Below are 16,153 nucleotides of genomic sequence, written 5' to 3' on the forward strand. Positions count from 1 at the left end.
TGTGCGGCTTCCAGCGCCTTGCATCCCGCATCGCAACGCTGTCTGCCGCTCCCACGGGCTTGTCCCGGCTGCGCGCATCGGCGCGCGCTCTCACCACGCCAGATCATGTTCAGCTTTTTCAAACGATTCAAGGGTTCGAAAGAGTCCGACAACGCGCCAGAAGAATCGCCAACCGCGCCGCAAGCCGCGGCGGCCGAACCCGCCGCAAAGGCGCCGGTTGCGCCCCTGACGCCGCCGGCGCCACGGCCGGTTGCGCCGGTTAAGGTCGAGACGCAGCCGGCTAACGTGCCGTCCGCCGGCGAACCCGGCGCAACCGCGCTCGAAGCCGTCGAAATCGTCCCGCCGCCCCAGCAGGATGCCAGCGCCAAGCGCTCCTGGCTCACCCGCCTGAAAACCGGCCTGTCGAAAACGAGTTCGAGCCTGACCGGCATTTTTGTCGGTACGAAAATCGACGAGGACCTGTACGAAGAACTCGAAACCGCCCTGTTGATGTCGGACGCGGGCGTCGAGGCCACCGAGTTCCTGCTCGAATCGCTGCGCGAGAAGGTGCGCACCGAGCGTCTCACCGATCCCCAGCAGGTGAAAGCGGCGCTGCGCACCCTGCTGATCGACCTGCTCAAGCCGCTGGAAAAATCGCTGATGCTCGGCCATGCGCAACCGCTGGTCGTAATGATCGCGGGCGTGAACGGTGCGGGCAAAACCACCAGCATCGGCAAGCTCGCCAAGCATTTGCAGAGCTTCGATCAGTCGGTGTTGCTGGCTGCGGGCGACACGTTCCGCGCCGCCGCCCGCGAGCAGCTCGCGATCTGGGGCCAGCGCAACAACGTGACGGTGGTGTCGCAGGAAAGCGGCGACCCGGCCGCCGTGATTTACGACGCGGTCGGCGCCGCGCGTGCGCGCAAGATCGACGTCATGATGGCGGACACGGCCGGCCGTCTGCCGACCCAGTTGCATCTGATGGAAGAACTGCGCAAGGTGAAGCGCGTGATCGGCAAGGCGCAGGACGGCGCACCGCATGAGGTGCTGCTGGTGATCGACGCGAACACCGGCCAGAACGCGCTCGCGCAAGTAAAAGCCTTCGACGACGCGCTCGGCCTCACTGGTCTGATCGTCACCAAGCTCGACGGCACGGCGAAGGGCGGCATTCTCGCGGCAATCGCGCGTCAGCGTCCGATCCCGGTGTACTTCATCGGTGTCGGTGAAAAGGTGGAGGACTTGCAGCCTTTCAGCGCAGAAGAATTTTCGGACGCCTTGCTGGGCGGTTGAATTCAGGAACGATCGTCGCGATCGCGAAACAAGCAAAAAGGGCACTCTTGCGAGCGCCCTTTTTTTATTCAAACCACCGCATCACTCCGCGTCGGGCTGAACACCCGGTGCTGCACGAACAAACGCGTCAAGTTGCGTTGCGTGGTCGTAGATACGCTGAATCGTTGGAAACTTCGCCGTGTCGACCTTGAAGCGCTGCGCGTTGAACACCTGCGGAATCAGACAGGCGTCGGCCAATGTCGGCGTGTCGCCGAAACACAGCTTGCCGGTGCGCGGGTCGGCTGCCAGATGCGCCTCGAGCGTCGCAAAACCCGCTTCGACCCAATGCTTGTACCACGCGTCTTTCGCTTCGTCGTCCACCCGCAGCGTGTGTTTCAGATACTTCAGCACGCGCAGATTGTTCAGCGGATGAATCTCGCACGCCACCTGCAACGCGATCGCGCGCACATACGCGCGGTCGGCCGGCGTTCCGGGCAAGAGCGGCGGTTCCGGATGCGTTTCCTCCAGATACTCGATGATCGCGAGCGACTGCGGCATCACGTCGTTACCGTCGACGAACGTGGGCACGATGCCGTCGACATTCACCTTCCGGTACTCGGGCTTCAACTGCTCGCCGCCTTCGCGCACGAGGTGCACCGGCACGTAGTCGTACGGCAGGTTCTTCACGTTGAGCGCGATGCGCACGCGATAGGACGCCGAGCTACGGAAATAGCTATAAAGCTTCATTTTGTGTGTCTCCTCCAGGCGCGCTTCAGACGACGCGTACGCTGAGCTCGCCGAGCCCGTCCACACCGCCCTTCATGAGGTCGCCCTGCACCACGGCGCCCACGCCTTCCGGCGTGCCGGTGAAAATCAGGTCGCCCGGCTGCAGTTCGAACAGCGTCGACAGGTAGGCGATCGTCTCGGCCACCGACCAGATCAGTTGCGACACGTCCGAGTTCTGTTTCTCCTCGCCGTTCACCGACAACCAGATCGCGCCCTTGCCGACATGGCCGACCGTCGTTACCGGATGAATCGGGCCGAGCGGCGCCGAGTGATCGAAGCCCTTCGCGGTATCCCACGGACGGCCCAGCTTCTTCGCTTCGGCCTGCAGATCGCGGCGCGTCATGTCGAGACCGAGCGCATAGCCGTACACATGCTCGAGTGCGCTTTCGGCCGGAATGTTCTTGCCGCCTTTACCGATCGCGGCCACCAGCTCCATCTCGAAGTGGACGTTCTTCGACAGCGACGGATAGGGGAATTCGCCGGTCGCACCCGGCGCGACATACAGCACGGCGTCGGCCGGCTTGGCGAAGAAGAACGGCGGTTCACGCTCGGGATCGTGCCCCATCTCGCGCGCGTGTGCCTCGTAATTGCGGCCCACACAGTAGATGCGACGCACCGCGAACTGCTCGCTGGACCCCACGACCGGCACCGCGACCACCGGTGCGGGTGCAAATACGTAACTCATCCCGTTCTCCGTTTTCTGGATTGTGCCGCGTCCGCGCGGCGATAAAACATCGAGTGTAACGCGCAGCAAAGCGCGGTGCAGCCAATCGCCACCGGCGTGCATGGACCGGTCGTCCCGGCGCATCGTCCAAGGGGTTGCCGGACCGCCGGATCGCCATAGATGCGATACTCACACCGAACAGTGTCCTTTCAATACCGTGGCCGGCCGCCCAAACGCGGCACGCCCCCGTCCCATTGCGCCCGATGACCGACTCCGCCGACTCCGCCAATCCGTTCCCCTGTGCCCGCTATATCAAGGAAATCGGCCGCGGCCCGAACGGTGCCCGCGCCCTGACCGCCGAGGACACGCGCGCGCTCTACACCGCGATGCTCGACGGCCGCGTGGCCGATCTCGAACTCGGCGCCGTGTTGCTCGCCTATCGCGTGAAGGGCGAAACCGCCGACGAACTCGCCGCTATGCTGGCCGGCGCGCATGCGTCGTTCGAACCGGTTCATTTGCCCCATGCGGCCTTCCGGCCCGTCTCGATACCCAGCTACAACGGCGCGCGCAAACAGCCCAACCTGGCGCCGCTACTGGCGCTGCTGTTGGCGCGCGAAGGTGTGCCGGTGCTGGTGCATGGCGTTACCGAAGATCCGGGCCGCGTGACAAGCGCCGAAATTTTCACGCATCTGCAGATCCCGCACGCGCAATCGCACGCCGATATCGAAGACGGTCTCGCCGAACGCCGCCTCGCGTTCGCGCCGATCGACGTCCTCGCACCGAAGCTGGCGCACCTTCTTTCACTGCGCCGGCGCATGGGTGTGCGCAACTCGACGCATACGCTCGTGAAAATCCTGCAGCCGTTCGCGCCTGCGGGATTGCGGCTCGTGAACTACACACATCCGCCGTATCGTGACAGTCTCACGCAATTGTTCAACACGCACCCGGACGCTGCAGCGGGCGGCGCCCTGCTCGCGCGTGGCACTGAGGGTGAAGCGGTGGCCGACACGCGGCGCCAGGTGCAGGTGGACTGGCTGCATGACGGCATCTGCGAAACGCGCGTGCCGCACGAGCGCTCGTCGCCCGACGCGCCTGAAGTCGAGCTGCCCGAGGCTCGCGACGCCGCGACCACGGCCGCGTGGATCAGCGCCGTGCTGCGCGGCGAAGCGCCCGTGCCAAGTGCGATCGAGCGCCAGGTGGAGCTGATCGTGGATGTCGCGCAAATACCCGCTTAGTGCCCACATTGCGCTCGTGTTACGTACACACGGGCGCACAAGGCAGCGCCTGCAGCGCCGCGCTCACGCGCCGGATATGACAGCCGCGGGTTGACAGGCCGCTACGAGCCGTCATACATTGGACCTATGCGTTCCCTTCCGAACACCCTCCGAATTACCTCCGGCCGCCTAGCGCGGCCCCTATCGCTACGTCTAGCGTAAGCCAGGCGTAGCGCCGCGCGTTGGCAACTTTCGTTGCCCAAAGCGCGGTCCTCAAAGCAGTTCCGCAGTTCCCGCATCACCCCCAAGCGTAGTTCTTCACAACCTGTAGTCGTTTGCATTCGTCCGTTTACCGTTCGGACGAAGCGCGAGGATCAAATGCACGTCGCATGGGCATCACCCACGTTCGTTTTCGCCGTCGTCATGACGTTGTTCGTTCGCGCCCGTTCGTTGTTGCCGCTAGCCAGTGGCTGGCGGGCCGTGCATCCGTGGCAGCCCGCCAGCCGCTCGAGGCCACACCCTTTCGCATACGACACCACGAACGAGGCTCCTCATGTTGCGCAATCCCGCTGAGAAATACCGTCCCTTTCCCGCTGTACGCCTCACCGGCCGAAAATGGCCGAGCCGCACGATCAACCAGGCGCCGATCTGGATGAGCACCGATCTGCGTGACGGCAATCAGGCGCTGATCGAACCGATGAATGCCGCACAAAAGCTCGAATTCTTCGAGATGCTGGTGGCGATCGGCTTCAAGGAAATCGAAGTCGGTTTCCCGTCGGCCTCGCAAACCGACTTCGATTTCGTCCGCAAACTGATCGAAGAAAAACGCATTCCCGACGACGTGACGATCGAAGTGTTCGTGCCCGCGCGCGCCGAACTGATCGCGCGTACGTTCGAGTCGCTCGAAGGCGCGCCGCGCGCCATCGTGCACCTGTACAACGCAATCTGTCCGTCGTTTCGCAAGATCGTCTTCAACCAGTCGAAGGAGCAGATCAAAGCCCTCGCTGTAGAAGGTACGCGCATCATCAAGGAACACGCCGAGGCGCGGCCCGACACACACTGGACATTCCAGTATTCGCCCGAAACCTTCAACGCAACCGAACTCCCGTACGCGCGCGAAGTATGCGACGCGGTCGCGCAGACATGGCGGCCTACGCGCGATCACAAGATGATCGTCAACTTGCCCGCGAGCGTCGAGGCCGCAACACCTAACGTGTTCGCCGATCAGATCGAGTGGATGGACCGCAATCTCAGCTATCGCGACAGCATCGTGCTGTCGGTGCATCCGCATAACGATCGCGGCACTGCCGTGGCCGCCACGGAACTGGCGCTGCTGGCGGGCGCCGATCGCGTCGAAGGATGTCTGTTCGGCAACGGTGAGCGCACCGGCAACGTGGACCTCGTCACGGTCGCGATGAACCTCGACGCACAGGGCGTCGACCCGGGTCTCGACTTCTCCGGCATCGATACGGTGCGGCGCGTGGTCGAGCGCTGCAACCAGCTTCCGGTGCACCCGCGGCACCCGTATGCGGGCGATGCAACGCATCGGCAGGTAAGGAGCGACGAGGATCTGCAGCGCGCGGCCGCCTGAGTGACATGAAGCGGGGCGAAGCCCCCTGATTCCTGGCCGGGCGCCTGACAGCGCAATTGCATCGACATCCGCCCGGCCCAACCCGGCAGGCGGCGATTCAGCACTGGCGGCGCAACCCGCCTGCCCGTGCCCTCCGGGCGCTCACAAGGCGCAACCGGTGAGCTCCAGTGAGCTCCAGTGAACCCAAAAGGCTCACTCGATCGCGCAACGCGTCGCCTGCCAGGCAATCAGACGCCATTGCCCGTCTTCCTGCGTATGAATCGCGGTGTACGCAATCGGGAACAGCAGCGCCCCGTTATTCGCTTCCATCTCGATCAGCGCGCGCCCCGTGACGACGCAGGTCTCACGCCCCACGGGCAGCACCTCTTGCGACTGCACCTCGATCTGCCGATAGCGGCGACGCCCGGCGGTTATCCCGTCAATGAACTGCCGCTTGGTTTCGCGCTTGCCGTTGGTGTGGACGTAGCTCACGTTGTCCGAGAGCAGCGTATCGAGCGACTGCCCGTCGCCGTCGACCATTGCACGAAAGCGTTCTCGCTCCAGCCCGCGAATCGCCTCGATTGTCTTTGCTGCCATTGCTCAGCCCCTCGCACCGGTAAGCCGAACGTGGCCTCGGTCGTCAGAAGTTATATTGCAAATATAGCTGGTGGAAATTTATACCAGGATTGGGCTCTTTGATACCGCCGTTGGAAATATGCTGGAAGCGGTAGCCCGCCTCGTACTGCTGATGGCTGCCGAATTGCACGCCGACGCCCGCCATCGGGGCGAACTGGAACGCAGTGGCGAGCGTGAGGTCAGAAGAGATCCTGGGACTCGACAGGAGGCGGACACCGGCACCCGCTTCGATATAAGGGCGAATCGGCCCCGCTGCGTTGATGAAGCGAATGATCGGCGTCACACCGATCTCGCCGATGTTTTCGTGCACATTCCCTTCATTGGTATGCCACCAGGCCACGTGCGCTTCGCCGATCAACGAAAAGTGCCAGTCGCCGATCTGCCACCACGTCAGATTCGGATCCCAGACAAAACCGAGATCGAGCTTTTTAATGTGATTATCGCCCACTCCACCGGCAATCTGCACGCCGAACTGGTCGGCTGCGGCCAGCCCGGAAGCAACGAACAGGACGGCCGCGGCAGTGCCTTTTAGCGCCAGACCACGCAACGCATTTTTTTTGTTCTTCATCGGACACCCGAGAGCTAGCCGGACGTTGATCAGCGAACTACTGTGCTGTCTAGTTTAGAGACAATGTACATCCGGCGCTTTGTATGAAGAAAGGCCAATTCCCGCAATTAGTCACTTCTACTTCAGAAAATATCGGTCATTTATGAGAACGAAAGCACCCTGTCAGGAAAATCATACGACTTCTTGAAGATCAGATAGGGCGCCCCCAATTGGCTATCGAACTCTAAATTTCAATAGGAATTTGCGGAACTTGGATGCCCCTACGCCTTCTAAGTATTAGCACTCGGCAAATCAGAGTGCTAACATCCGACGCTGGAGTCGTTAACTGAATACGCTTTTGTCTGATTCCAAAGGAGTTTCCTACGTGAGCCATGCAATGACCCTTCCGAGTACTTTGAGCCCGTCGTCGGCTAAGGCCGCTTCGGCAGGTGCGCTGGCGCTCTCGCATTCCTCGCTGCTGCCCGGTCAACTGGGCAATATCGACGCCTACATCCAGGCCGTAAATCGGATTCCGATGCTGACGCCGGCGGAAGAACGCCAGTTCGCCACCGAATTTCGCGAGCAGGACAACCTTGCGTCCGCACGCCGTCTCGTCCTGTCGCACCTGCGGCTGGTCGTGTCGATCGCGCGCAACTACCTCGGTTATGGACTGCCGCACGCCGACCTGATCCAGGAAGGCAATATCGGCCTGATGAAGGCCGTAAAGCGCTTCGATCCGGAGCAGAACGTACGGCTCGTGTCGTACGCCATGCATTGGATCAAGGCCGAGATCCATGAATACATTCTGCGCAACTGGCGGATGGTGAAGGTCGCCACCACCAAAGCGCAGCGCAAGCTGTTCTTCAACCTGCGCAGCCACAAGCAGGGCCTCGGCGCATTCACGCCGGACGAGATCGAAGGTCTCGCCCAGGAACTGAACGTGAAGCGCGAAGAAGTGGCCGAGATGGAAACGCGCTTGTCCGGTGGCGATATTGCGCTGGAAGGCCAGGTCGAAGACGGCGAAGAGTCGTACGCGCCGATCGCCTACCTCGCCGACTCGCATAGCGAACCGACTGCCGTGCTGGCATCGCGTCAGCGCGACAAGCTGCAAAGCGACGGTATCGCGAGCGCCCTGAACGCGCTGGACGCCCGCAGCCGCCGCATCATCGAAGCACGCTGGCTGAAGGTGGAAGACGACGGTTCGGGCGGCTCAACACTGCATGAGCTGGCCGACGAATTCGGCGTGTCGGCTGAACGTATTCGCCAGATCGAGGCAAGCGCAATGAAAAAAATGCGTGGCGCCCTGGCTGAATACGCATAAGGCCTAAAGCCGGCCCGTAACCGCTGGGCCGCACCGGCTCATCCGGTGCGCGCCGATTAGCGACAAAGCCCTGTCTTCGCAAGAAGGCAGGGCTTTTTTGTGTCCGCTCAATGACGCATGCGCTCAATCGCAGACGCATTCGGCCTCACTCAAGAACATGCCTATCAAACACGTGTTTCTTGACGTATCACAAACCTCATAGCAATACTGTTCGCACGGGGTGACGTTCGCGACCCAATGCCGCAGCGTCGAACTTATGCGTACAAGGTCTCCGCTCCTAAAATCGAGATGCACTCGCCAGACCACCCAGGTGGCCTGGATCCAGCCGGACTCTCCGGTGTGAAGTTGCCTTCGACCGATAATGACCATAGCCCTGAATCGCAATAACAACCCTCGCCCGGGCCTGCGCAAACGGCTCGCCGCCTGGGCACGCGGTCCGACGCTGGCGCGGGATATCGCCATCGTCCTCGCCATCAAATTCGCATTACTGATGGTGCTCAAGTACGCGTTCTTCAATCATCCGCAGGCGGAGCATATGTCGCTGCCGCCTGATCAAGTCGCGCAGGCGCTGCTGTCCGTGCCTGTCCCGCATCCGTCCCAAGGTGATCAACATGCCCGTTAGCGAAGTCGTAGAACTGTCGCGCCTCCAGTTCGCCATCACGGCGCTTTATCACTTTCTGTTCGTGCCCCTCACGCTCGGTCTGTCCTGGTTGCTCGTGATCATGGAGTCGGTCTACGTGATGACCGGCAAGCAGATCTACAAGGACATGACCCAGTTCTGGGGCAAGCTGTTCGGCATCAACTTTGCGATGGGCGTCACCACGGGTCTCACGCTGGAGTTCCAGTTCGGTACCAACTGGTCGTACTACTCGCACTATGTCGGCGACATCTTCGGTGTGCCGCTCGCCGTAGAAGGTTTGATGGCGTTCTTTCTCGAGTCGACCTTCGTCGGCCTGTTCTTCTTCGGATGGAAGCGGCTCTCGAGAGTGCAGCACGTGATCGTCACGTTCCTCGTGGCGCTCGGCTCGAACCTGTCGGCGCTGTGGATTCTGGTGGCCAACGGCTGGATGAACAATCCGGTCGGCGCCACCTTTAACTACCAGACCATGCGCATGGAACTCGACAGCATCTTCTCGGTGCTGTTCAATCCGGTCGCACAGGTCAAGTTCGTGCACACCGTCTCGGCTGGTTACGTGACGGCTTCGATGTTCGTACTCGGCGTGTCGTCGTGGTATCTGCTGAAGCGCCGCGACACTGAGTTTGCCTTGCGCTCGTTCGCGATTGCCGCCGGCTTCGGTCTGGCGTCGACGTTATGCGTGATCGTGCTTGGTGACGAATCCGGTTACCGCACCGGCGAAGTTCAGCAGGTCAAGCTGGCGGCCATCGAGTCCGAATGGGAAACGGCGCCCGCACCGGCACCGTTCACGATCTTCGGCATTCCGAACCAGAAGGAAGAGCGCACCGACTATGCGATCCGGATCCCGTATGCGCTCGGCCTTATCGCCACACGCTCAATCGACGAACCGGTGCTCGGCCTGAAAGACCTGATGGCGCAGAACGAAGTGCGCATCAAGAACGGCATGCTCGCCTACGCCGCATTGCAAAAGCTGAAACTCGGCGACGCAACCGACGAAGCCAAGGCCGCTTTCGACGCACATAAGGCAGACCTCGGCTACGGCCTGATGCTCAAGCAGTTCACCGCGAACGTCACCGACGCCACGCCGGATCAGATCGCGCAAGCCGCAAAAAAGACGATTCCGCCGGTGGCGCCGGTGTTCTTTTCATTCCGCCTGATGGTCGGCCTCGGCATCCTGTTCCTCGCGACCTTCGTGCTGGCGTTCTGGTTCTGCGCGCAGCGCTCGCTGCTGCTGGAGAAGCGCCGCTGGTTCCTGCGCTGGGCCGTGTGGGCGATTCCCTTGCCGTGGCTCGCGGCGGAATTCGGCTGGATCGTCGCCGAAGTGGGCCGTCAGCCGTGGACCATCGCCGGCATTCTGCCGACCGCGTTGTCCGCCTCCAGCCTGACTCCAGGTGATCTCTACCTGAGCATCGCCGGCTTTATCGTGTTCTACACGGTGCTGTTCATCATCGAAATCATGCTGATGTTCAAGTACGCGCGGCTCGGACCTTCATCGCTGCACACCGGACGCTATCACCACGAACAGCCGCTGAATCAGCCGCTGCCGACCAACACGGCCGCATGATTCGCCGCCACTCTGTTCCAAGGGAAAGATCATCATGGATTACGCAACCCTCAAACTGATCTGGTGGGTGTTGATCGGCGTACTGCTGATCGGCTTCGCGCTCACCGACGGCTTCGACATGGGCGCGGCGATTCTGCTGCCGTTCATCGCGAAAACGGACGCCGAGCGGCGCATCGTCGTGAACACGGTCGGCGCAACGTGGGAAGGCAATCAGGTGTGGCTGATCACAGCGGGCGGCGCGATGTTCGCCGCCTGGCCGCTGGTGTACGCCGCGTCGTTCTCGGGCTTTTATTTCGCGATGTTGCTGGTGCTGTTCTCACTGTTCTTCCGGCCGGTCGGCTTCGACTACCGCAGCAAGCGTGAAGACCCGCGCTGGCGCAGCGCATGGGATTGGGCTTTGTTTGTCGGCGGTTTCGTCCCCGCGCTGGTGTTCGGCGTGGCATTCGGCAACCTGCTGCAAGGCGTGCCGTTCTCATTCGACACCGATCTGCGCGTCACGTATCACGGCAGTTTTTTCGCGCTGCTCAACCCGTTCGCCGTGCTGTGCGGGCTCGTTAGCGTGTCGATGCTGGCCGCGCACGGCGCAGCCTTCGTGAAGATGAAGGCGGACGACGTCGTCGCTGAACGTGCATCGCTCGCGCTGCGGATCGCTTCGCTCGCCGCCGTGGTGCTGTTCCTGCTTGCCGGCGCATTGATCGCCACGATGATCGGCGGCTATCAGATCATCGATGCCCCGCCGCTCGATACGGTCGCGAACCCGTTGCTGAAGAACGTGATCGGCGCACCCGGCCTGTGGCTCACCAACTACGCCAACTATCCATGGATGGTGATCGCGCCGGTGGCGGGCCTCGTCGGTGGCGTGCTCGCGTTGTTGCTGGCGCGTTCACGCTTTGAAAAGAGCGCCTTCCTGTCGACCTCGCTGATGGTCATCGGCGTGATTCTGACGGCGGGTTTTTCGATGTTTCCGTTCATCATGCCCTCCTCGCTCGACGGCCGCAGCAGCCTCACCGTGTGGGATTCGACCTCGAGCCGCATGACGCTGCAGATCATGCTGGTCGCCGTGATCATCTTCCTGCCGATCATCCTGATCTACACGAGCTGGGTGTATCGCGTGATGCGAGGCAAGGTGACCGCCGCGGCGCTCAAGGAAAATCACCATTCGATGTATTGATCAGGAATACGGATAACAGGAGTTTGTGATGTGGTATTTCAGTTGGCTTCTCGGCATTAGCGTGGCGTTGGCGTTCGGCATCATCAACGTGATGTGGCTGGAATCGCGCCGGCCGTTGGAAGCGGGTAAACAGAAAGCACGTTGATGTATCCCTTGCCCGCTGAGCGCCGTTAGACGCTAGCCGGTAAACGCAAAAGCGGCACCTTGATTCAAGGTGCCGCTTTCTATTTCTACGAAGCTAGACGCAATGCAGCGCCCGCCTGTTCTCATTGACCTACCGTGGCTTTCAAGCTGGGCGGAAAACTGAAATCAGCCCAGCTCGAAGCCTCGATGAGATTACGCGGGCTGCGGCGCCGTACCTGCACCCGTACCGGGCGACAGACGCGTCGCCAGTTGCGCCGCGTAACGCTGGGCTGCGTCGCCCACTACGATGTGGAACGTATCGGCCGACACCCACGCCGTATCGAGCGTAGCAAGACGCTGGCGATCAACCGCTGACGGATCGCGAACCACGATACGCAGACGCGTTGCTGCTACAGCATCCAGCGACACGACGTTGCCCGCGCCGCCGAACACGGCGAGCCAACGCATCGGGTCCGGATCGAGTGCACCGCCCTGAGCGCCGCTTGCCGCCGCGGGAGCCGCAGGAGCCGCAGCAACAGCAGGCGCAGCCGCCGGCTTCACCGCATCGCCACCGCCTTGTGCGATCACCGTACGGATTTCATCGGCGATGATGTCCGCTTCCGGTCCGATAATCACCTGCACGCTGGTCGCGCCGCGCTTGAGCACGCCACGCGCGCCGATCGTCTTCAGCTCGCTTTCCGAGACCTTGCTGGCATCCACCACCGACAGACGCAGACGCGTCGTGCAGGCATCCACTACCGACAGGTTCGACGCACCACCCAGCGCAGCGATATAACGCTGTGCGCGCGGTACGGCAGCGCCCGCAACCGGCGACACAAAACCGCCGGCCTCGAACGACTCGATCTGTTCTTCTTCAGCGGCGGGTTCGCGGCCCGGCGTCGCCATGTTGAATTTGCGGATGAAGAAGCGGAACAGGCCGTAGTACACCACCGAATACACGACACCGATCGGAATCGCCCACCAGCCCTTGGTCGACAGGCCGTAGTTCAGCACATAGTCGATGAAGCCGGCCGAAAAGGTGAAGCCGAGATGAATCCCGAGTGCCGAGCAGATTGCCAGCGACAAGCCCGTCAGCACCGCGTGGATCGCATACAGCACGGGGGCGAGGAACATGAAGCTGAATTCGATCGGCTCGGTCACACCCGTCAGGAACGAGGTGAGCGCCATCGACGCCAGCAGGCCGAACACCATCGCGCGGCGTTCTTTCGGTGCCTCGTGATACATCGCGAGACACGCGGCCGGCAGGCCGAACATCATGATCGGGAAGAAGCCGGTCATGAACGTGCCCGCGGTCGGATCGCCCGCGAAGAAGCGATGCAGATCGCCCGTCACCGCGACGCCGCCCGGCGGCGTGAAGCTGCCGAACACGAACCACGTCAGCGAATTGAGGATGTGATGCAAGCCCGTGACGAGCAGCAAACGGTTCAGCACGCCGAACACGAACGCGCCGAGCGCACCCGCGGTGGTCAGCCAATGGCCGGCCGTGTCGATGACGCCTTGCACCGGCTGCCATACGTAGCCGAACACAATGCCTATCACCAGACAGGCCACGCCGGTGACAATCGGCACGAAGCGTTTCCCTCCGAAGAATGCGAGGTAGTCGGGCAACTTGATGTCTTTGTACTTGTTGTACAGCAAGCCCGCGACGATACCCGCCACGATCCCGGACAACACGCCCATGTTGAGCTTGTCGTTGATGTCCTTCATCACCGCGATTTCGATCAGATAACCGATCGCACCCGCGAGACCCGCCACGCCGTTGTTGTCTTTCGCGAAGCCGACCGCCACGCCGATTGCGAACAGCAACGGCAGGTTGTCGAAGATCGCACCGCCGGCATCGGCGATCATCTTGATGTTGAACACATCGGGTTGGCCCAATCGCAGCAGCAAACCGGCAACCGGCAGCACTGCAATCGGCAGCATCAGCGCCCGGCCCAGGCGCTGAATCTTCAGAAACGGATTCCCATCCATTGACACCTCCAATCCTTGTCTCGTTGTCGACAGTCGTCGTTGAGTTTTCTAGCGATACGTTCTGACTATGCGAAGCTGGTTGCGGACTCTGTGGGGTTCAGTCCAAAGGCCAGGTTTCGCGGCTTACTGCTCTTACCGCCTGCGCCGATTCGAGCGCCAGGGCATCCTGGGCACGTTGACGGCACAGCTGATAATCGAGGTTGCGCACACGCGCCTTGATGCCCGGCACCGACACCGGGTCCACCGAGAGCTCGGTCACGCCAAGGCCGACGAGCAGCGGCATGGCGAGCGGGTCGCCCGCCAGTGCGCCGCATACGCCGACCCATTTGCCATGCTTGTTCGCGCCCTGCACGGTCGCCGCGATCAGACGCAGCACCGCCGGATGCAAGCCGTCGGCCTGGGCCGCGAGATCGGCCTGGCAGCGGTCCATGGCGAGCGTGTATTGCGTCAGATCGTTGGTGCCGATCGACAGGAAATCCGCGTGTTGCGACAGTTGATCGGCGAGCAGCGCGGCCGACGGCACTTCGATCATCACGCCGACTTCGATCGGTTCGGTACGGCCCGATTCGCGGGCGAATTCGTCGATGCGTTTGCGGATGCGGATCAGCTCGCCCACATCGGTCACCATCGGCAGCAGGATGCGCACCGCGCCGAGCGGTTGCACCGCCAGCAGACCGCGCAACTGGTCGTCGAGCAGGTCCGGGCGCACCTGTGCGAGGCGGATGCCGCGCAGGCCGAGCGCCGGATTCGGTTCGGGCGGCAGCGTCAGGTAGTCGACTTCCTTGTCCGCGCCGACGTCCAGCGTGCGAATGATCGCGGTGCGGCCGCTCAATGCATCGACGATGGCCTGATAGCTCTGGCGATGTTCGTCGGTGGTCGGCGCCGCAGCGCGGTGAATGAACAGCAATTCGGTGCGCAGCAGACCCACGGAGTCCGCGCCGTTGTCGACGGCGGTTTGCGCATCCTCGAGCGTGGCGATGTTCGCGGCGACTTCGATCGCGCGGCCATCGGAGGTGACCGCCGCCTGTTGCGACGTGCGGCGGTTCGCGTCGCGCACATCGGCGAGGCGGCTGCGCTCAAGACGCGCGCGTTCGACGTCGAGTTCGGTTGGAGCAAATTCGAGGCGGCCGGTTGTGGCATTCACCACGACCTGCGTGCCCTCGGGGATCGCGTGCAAGGCATCGCCGACTGCCACCAGCGCCGGAATACCGGCCTGGCGCGCCAGAATCGCCGCGTGCGAGGTCGCGCCGCCGCGGGCCATCACGAGCGCTGTGACGCGTGAGCGATCCAGCGAGGACAGATCCGACGGCGTGAACTCTTCAGCCGCCAGCACAGCTTCTTCCGGCAGCGTGCGTGCCGCGGCGTTTGTATAACCGAGCGCGCGCAACACGCGCTTTTCGATATCACGCAAATCGGCTGCACGTTCAGCGAGCAATGCGTCTTCGATCTTCGTCAGGATCGCGATCTGCGCACGGATCGCCTCGCGCCACGCAAAGCCTGCGCTCTTACCGAGACTGATCAGATCGCGCGCGGCGTCGACCAGCGTCGGATCTTCGAGCAGCACGCGATGCACCGCGAAAATTCCCGCTTCACCCACCGCGCCGCGTTGCGACGCATCGCGCACGGTGGTGCCGAGGTCGGCGTCGACCGTTGCAATCGCCTTGTCGAGCAGCCGGCTTTCAGCCGCCGACGTGCCGTTCGCCTTTTCCGGCGGATCGATATCCGCATCGTCCCAACGCACCATCTTGCCGACCGCGACGCCCGGCGACGCGCACACACCCGCGAGCGTATTCGGCGCGAGCGTTTCGCCTGCCGCATGCGCAACGGCTTGCGGCGCCGGCGAGCTTTGACGTGCCGGCTTTTCTTCGACTTCGCCATGCGCTTCACGTGTCAATTCGTGGGCAATCGCTTCGATCGCGGCTTTGGCCTGCGGACCGACGCCGAGCAACTCGACAGTCGCCCCTTCGCCGGCACCAAGCCCAAGCAAACCCACCACGCTCTCGATCGCCGCTTTGCGCCCTTCGTAACGCACCTCGACGCGCGCATCGAAACCCCGCGCCGCTTCACGAGCACGCGCCGCCGGCCGCGCATGCAAACCGCCTGCGTGAATCAGCGTGACTTGCTGACGGGCCTCTTCGGTCACGTTGGTGGCGCTCGCCTGGCGCGAGGCCTGCGCCGCTTCGCCGCCGCGAGCGCGCAGCACCAGCAACGGCGTCTCGCCGGCCTTCAGCATGCCGCCCTGCACACGCTCGACAATCTCGAACGCATCCGAGTTGGCAATCGCGATCACGGAGACGAGACTCGGCGCGTTCAGCGCGACCCGGTCCTGATCGAATTCGATCAGCACTTCACCCGTGCGTACCTGTGCGCCTTGCGCGATCATCGGCGCGAAACCCTGGCCATTCAGTTCAACCGTGTCGATGCCGATGTGCAGCAGAATCTCCACGCCTTCGGCCGTCGCGAGCGTGACCGCGTGGCCGGTGCGCGCGAGATGGGTGACGGTGCCGTCGCACGGCGCGACGAGCCGCCCCTCGAGCGGATCGACGCCGATACCGTCGCCGAACATGCCGCCCGAGAACACAGGGTCGGGCACATTCGCCAAGGGCACGACCGGACCGGTCATCGGTGCGACCAAAACAATATGGCCTTCAGAATGGCTCATCAAGCGGGACTCCTCGACACG

13 protein-coding genes and 1 pseudogene are annotated in these 16,153 nt (G+C 62.6%); 8 read left to right on the forward strand and 6 right to left on the reverse strand.

The features are described 5' to 3' along the window. Nucleotides 1-105: 105 nt before the first annotated feature. Nucleotides 106-1,266, forward strand: coding sequence for a signal recognition particle-docking protein FtsY (gene ftsY, locus BCY88_RS11435; RefSeq protein WP_120344359.1), 1,161 nt, complete (start codon nucleotides 106-108; stop codon nucleotides 1,264-1,266). Between the two features lie 81 nt (nucleotides 1,267-1,347). Here the strand turns inward: ftsY and maiA are convergent, their stop codons facing one another. Together maiA and BCY88_RS11445 are read right to left on the reverse strand one after the other, a co-directional pair. Next, nucleotides 1,348-1,992, reverse strand: a complete 645-nt coding sequence (gene maiA, locus BCY88_RS11440) for a maleylacetoacetate isomerase (protein ID WP_120344360.1) — start codon at nucleotides 1,990-1,992, stop codon at nucleotides 1,348-1,350. 25 nt (nucleotides 1,993-2,017) lie between these two features. Continuing rightward, nucleotides 2,018-2,716 (reverse strand): fumarylacetoacetate hydrolase family protein, encoded by a 699-nt coding sequence (locus BCY88_RS11445; protein WP_120344457.1) that lies wholly within the window; start codon nucleotides 2,714-2,716, stop codon nucleotides 2,018-2,020. Nucleotides 2,717-2,958: 242 nt separating this feature from the next. On the opposite strand from BCY88_RS11445, the gene ybiB reads away from it, so the two are divergent. After that, nucleotides 2,959-3,930 (forward strand): DNA-binding protein YbiB, encoded by a 972-nt coding sequence (gene ybiB / locus BCY88_RS11450; RefSeq protein ID WP_120344361.1) that lies wholly within the window; start codon nucleotides 2,959-2,961, stop codon nucleotides 3,928-3,930. Nucleotides 3,931-4,462: 532 nt separating this feature from the next. Continuing rightward, nucleotides 4,463-5,446: pseudogene (locus BCY88_RS11455) on the forward strand (2-isopropylmalate synthase); the annotation flags it as partial. 246 nt (nucleotides 5,447-5,692) lie between these two features. On the opposite strand, the gene BCY88_RS11460 reads toward BCY88_RS11455, so the two are convergent. Continuing rightward, complete coding sequence (locus BCY88_RS11460) at nucleotides 5,693-6,076, reverse strand: nuclear transport factor 2 family protein (RefSeq protein ID WP_120344363.1); 384 nt, start codon at nucleotides 6,074-6,076, stop codon at nucleotides 5,693-5,695. A 43-nt stretch (nucleotides 6,077-6,119) separates the two neighbouring features. Beyond that, nucleotides 6,120-6,683, reverse strand: coding sequence for an acyloxyacyl hydrolase (locus BCY88_RS11465; RefSeq protein WP_120344364.1), 564 nt, complete (start codon nucleotides 6,681-6,683; stop codon nucleotides 6,120-6,122). 364 nt (nucleotides 6,684-7,047) lie between these two features. On the opposite strand from BCY88_RS11465, the gene rpoH reads away from it, so the two are divergent. The 5 genes from rpoH to cydX all read left to right on the forward strand — a co-directional run bounded on the left by rpoH (nucleotide 7,048) and on the right by cydX (nucleotide 11,500). Next, nucleotides 7,048-7,983 (forward strand): RNA polymerase sigma factor RpoH, encoded by a 936-nt coding sequence (rpoH, locus tag BCY88_RS11470; RefSeq protein WP_120344365.1) that lies wholly within the window; start codon nucleotides 7,048-7,050, stop codon nucleotides 7,981-7,983. A gap of 361 nt (nucleotides 7,984-8,344) precedes the next feature. Beyond that, nucleotides 8,345-8,605, forward strand: a complete 261-nt coding sequence (cydP, locus tag BCY88_RS11475; RefSeq protein WP_120344366.1) for a cytochrome oxidase putative small subunit CydP — start codon at nucleotides 8,345-8,347, stop codon at nucleotides 8,603-8,605. Then, nucleotides 8,595-10,184, forward strand: coding sequence for a cytochrome ubiquinol oxidase subunit I (locus tag BCY88_RS11480; protein WP_120344458.1), 1,590 nt, complete (start codon nucleotides 8,595-8,597; stop codon nucleotides 10,182-10,184). Before cydP ends, BCY88_RS11480 begins: the two co-directional genes overlap by 11 nt. 34 nt (nucleotides 10,185-10,218) lie before the next feature. Then, nucleotides 10,219-11,355, forward strand: a complete 1,137-nt coding sequence (cydB, locus tag BCY88_RS11485; RefSeq protein WP_120344367.1) for a cytochrome d ubiquinol oxidase subunit II — start codon at nucleotides 10,219-10,221, stop codon at nucleotides 11,353-11,355. A 28-nt stretch (nucleotides 11,356-11,383) separates the two neighbouring features. Beyond that, the gene (cydX, locus tag BCY88_RS11490; protein WP_120344368.1) at nucleotides 11,384-11,500 is read left to right on the forward strand and encodes a cytochrome bd-I oxidase subunit CydX; all 117 of its coding nucleotides are present in this window, start codon (nucleotides 11,384-11,386) and stop codon (nucleotides 11,498-11,500) included. A gap of 191 nt (nucleotides 11,501-11,691) precedes the next feature. On the opposite strand, the gene nagE is transcribed toward cydX, so the two are convergent. Both nagE and ptsP read right to left on the reverse strand, forming a co-directional pair. Further along, nucleotides 11,692-13,470: an N-acetylglucosamine-specific PTS transporter subunit IIBC gene (gene nagE, locus BCY88_RS11495; protein WP_120344369.1), complete on the reverse strand. Its 1,779-nt coding sequence runs from the start codon at nucleotides 13,468-13,470 to the stop codon at nucleotides 11,692-11,694. 97 nt (nucleotides 13,471-13,567) lie between these two features. Next, complete coding sequence (ptsP, locus tag BCY88_RS11500; RefSeq protein ID WP_183081340.1) at nucleotides 13,568-16,132, reverse strand: phosphoenolpyruvate--protein phosphotransferase; 2,565 nt, start codon at nucleotides 16,130-16,132, stop codon at nucleotides 13,568-13,570. Nucleotides 16,133-16,153: the final 21 nt, after the last annotated feature.

The organism is Paraburkholderia fungorum, from assembly GCF_003610895.1.
In the GTDB taxonomy this organism is placed as follows: Bacteria; Pseudomonadota; Gammaproteobacteria; order Burkholderiales; family Burkholderiaceae; genus Paraburkholderia; species Paraburkholderia fungorum_B.

Coding starts and splice junctions, on each gene's coding strand:
- cydP (WP_120344366.1), top strand. CDS start 8,345: ATGACCATAGCCCTGAATCGCAATAACAACCCTCGCCCGGGCCTGCGC.
- maiA (WP_120344360.1), bottom strand. CDS start 1,992: ATGAAGCTTTATAGCTATTTCCGTAGCTCGGCGTCCTATCGCGTGCGC.
- cydX (WP_120344368.1), top strand. CDS start 11,384: ATGTGGTATTTCAGTTGGCTTCTCGGCATTAGCGTGGCGTTGGCGTTC.
- cydB (WP_120344367.1), top strand. CDS start 10,219: ATGGATTACGCAACCCTCAAACTGATCTGGTGGGTGTTGATCGGCGTA.
- ftsY (WP_120344359.1), top strand. CDS start 106: ATGTTCAGCTTTTTCAAACGATTCAAGGGTTCGAAAGAGTCCGACAAC.
- ybiB (WP_120344361.1), top strand. CDS start 2,959: ATGACCGACTCCGCCGACTCCGCCAATCCGTTCCCCTGTGCCCGCTAT.
- ptsP (WP_183081340.1), bottom strand. CDS start 16,132: ATGAGCCATTCTGAAGGCCATATTGTTTTGGTCGCACCGATGACCGGT.
- BCY88_RS11460 (WP_120344363.1), bottom strand. CDS start 6,076: ATGGCAGCAAAGACAATCGAGGCGATTCGCGGGCTGGAGCGAGAACGC.
- BCY88_RS11445 (WP_120344457.1), bottom strand. CDS start 2,716: ATGAGTTACGTATTTGCACCCGCACCGGTGGTCGCGGTGCCGGTCGTG.
- BCY88_RS11480 (WP_120344458.1), top strand. CDS start 8,595: ATGCCCGTTAGCGAAGTCGTAGAACTGTCGCGCCTCCAGTTCGCCATC.
- nagE (WP_120344369.1), bottom strand. CDS start 13,470: ATGGATGGGAATCCGTTTCTGAAGATTCAGCGCCTGGGCCGGGCGCTG.
- BCY88_RS11465 (WP_120344364.1), bottom strand. CDS start 6,683: ATGAAGAACAAAAAAAATGCGTTGCGTGGTCTGGCGCTAAAAGGCACT.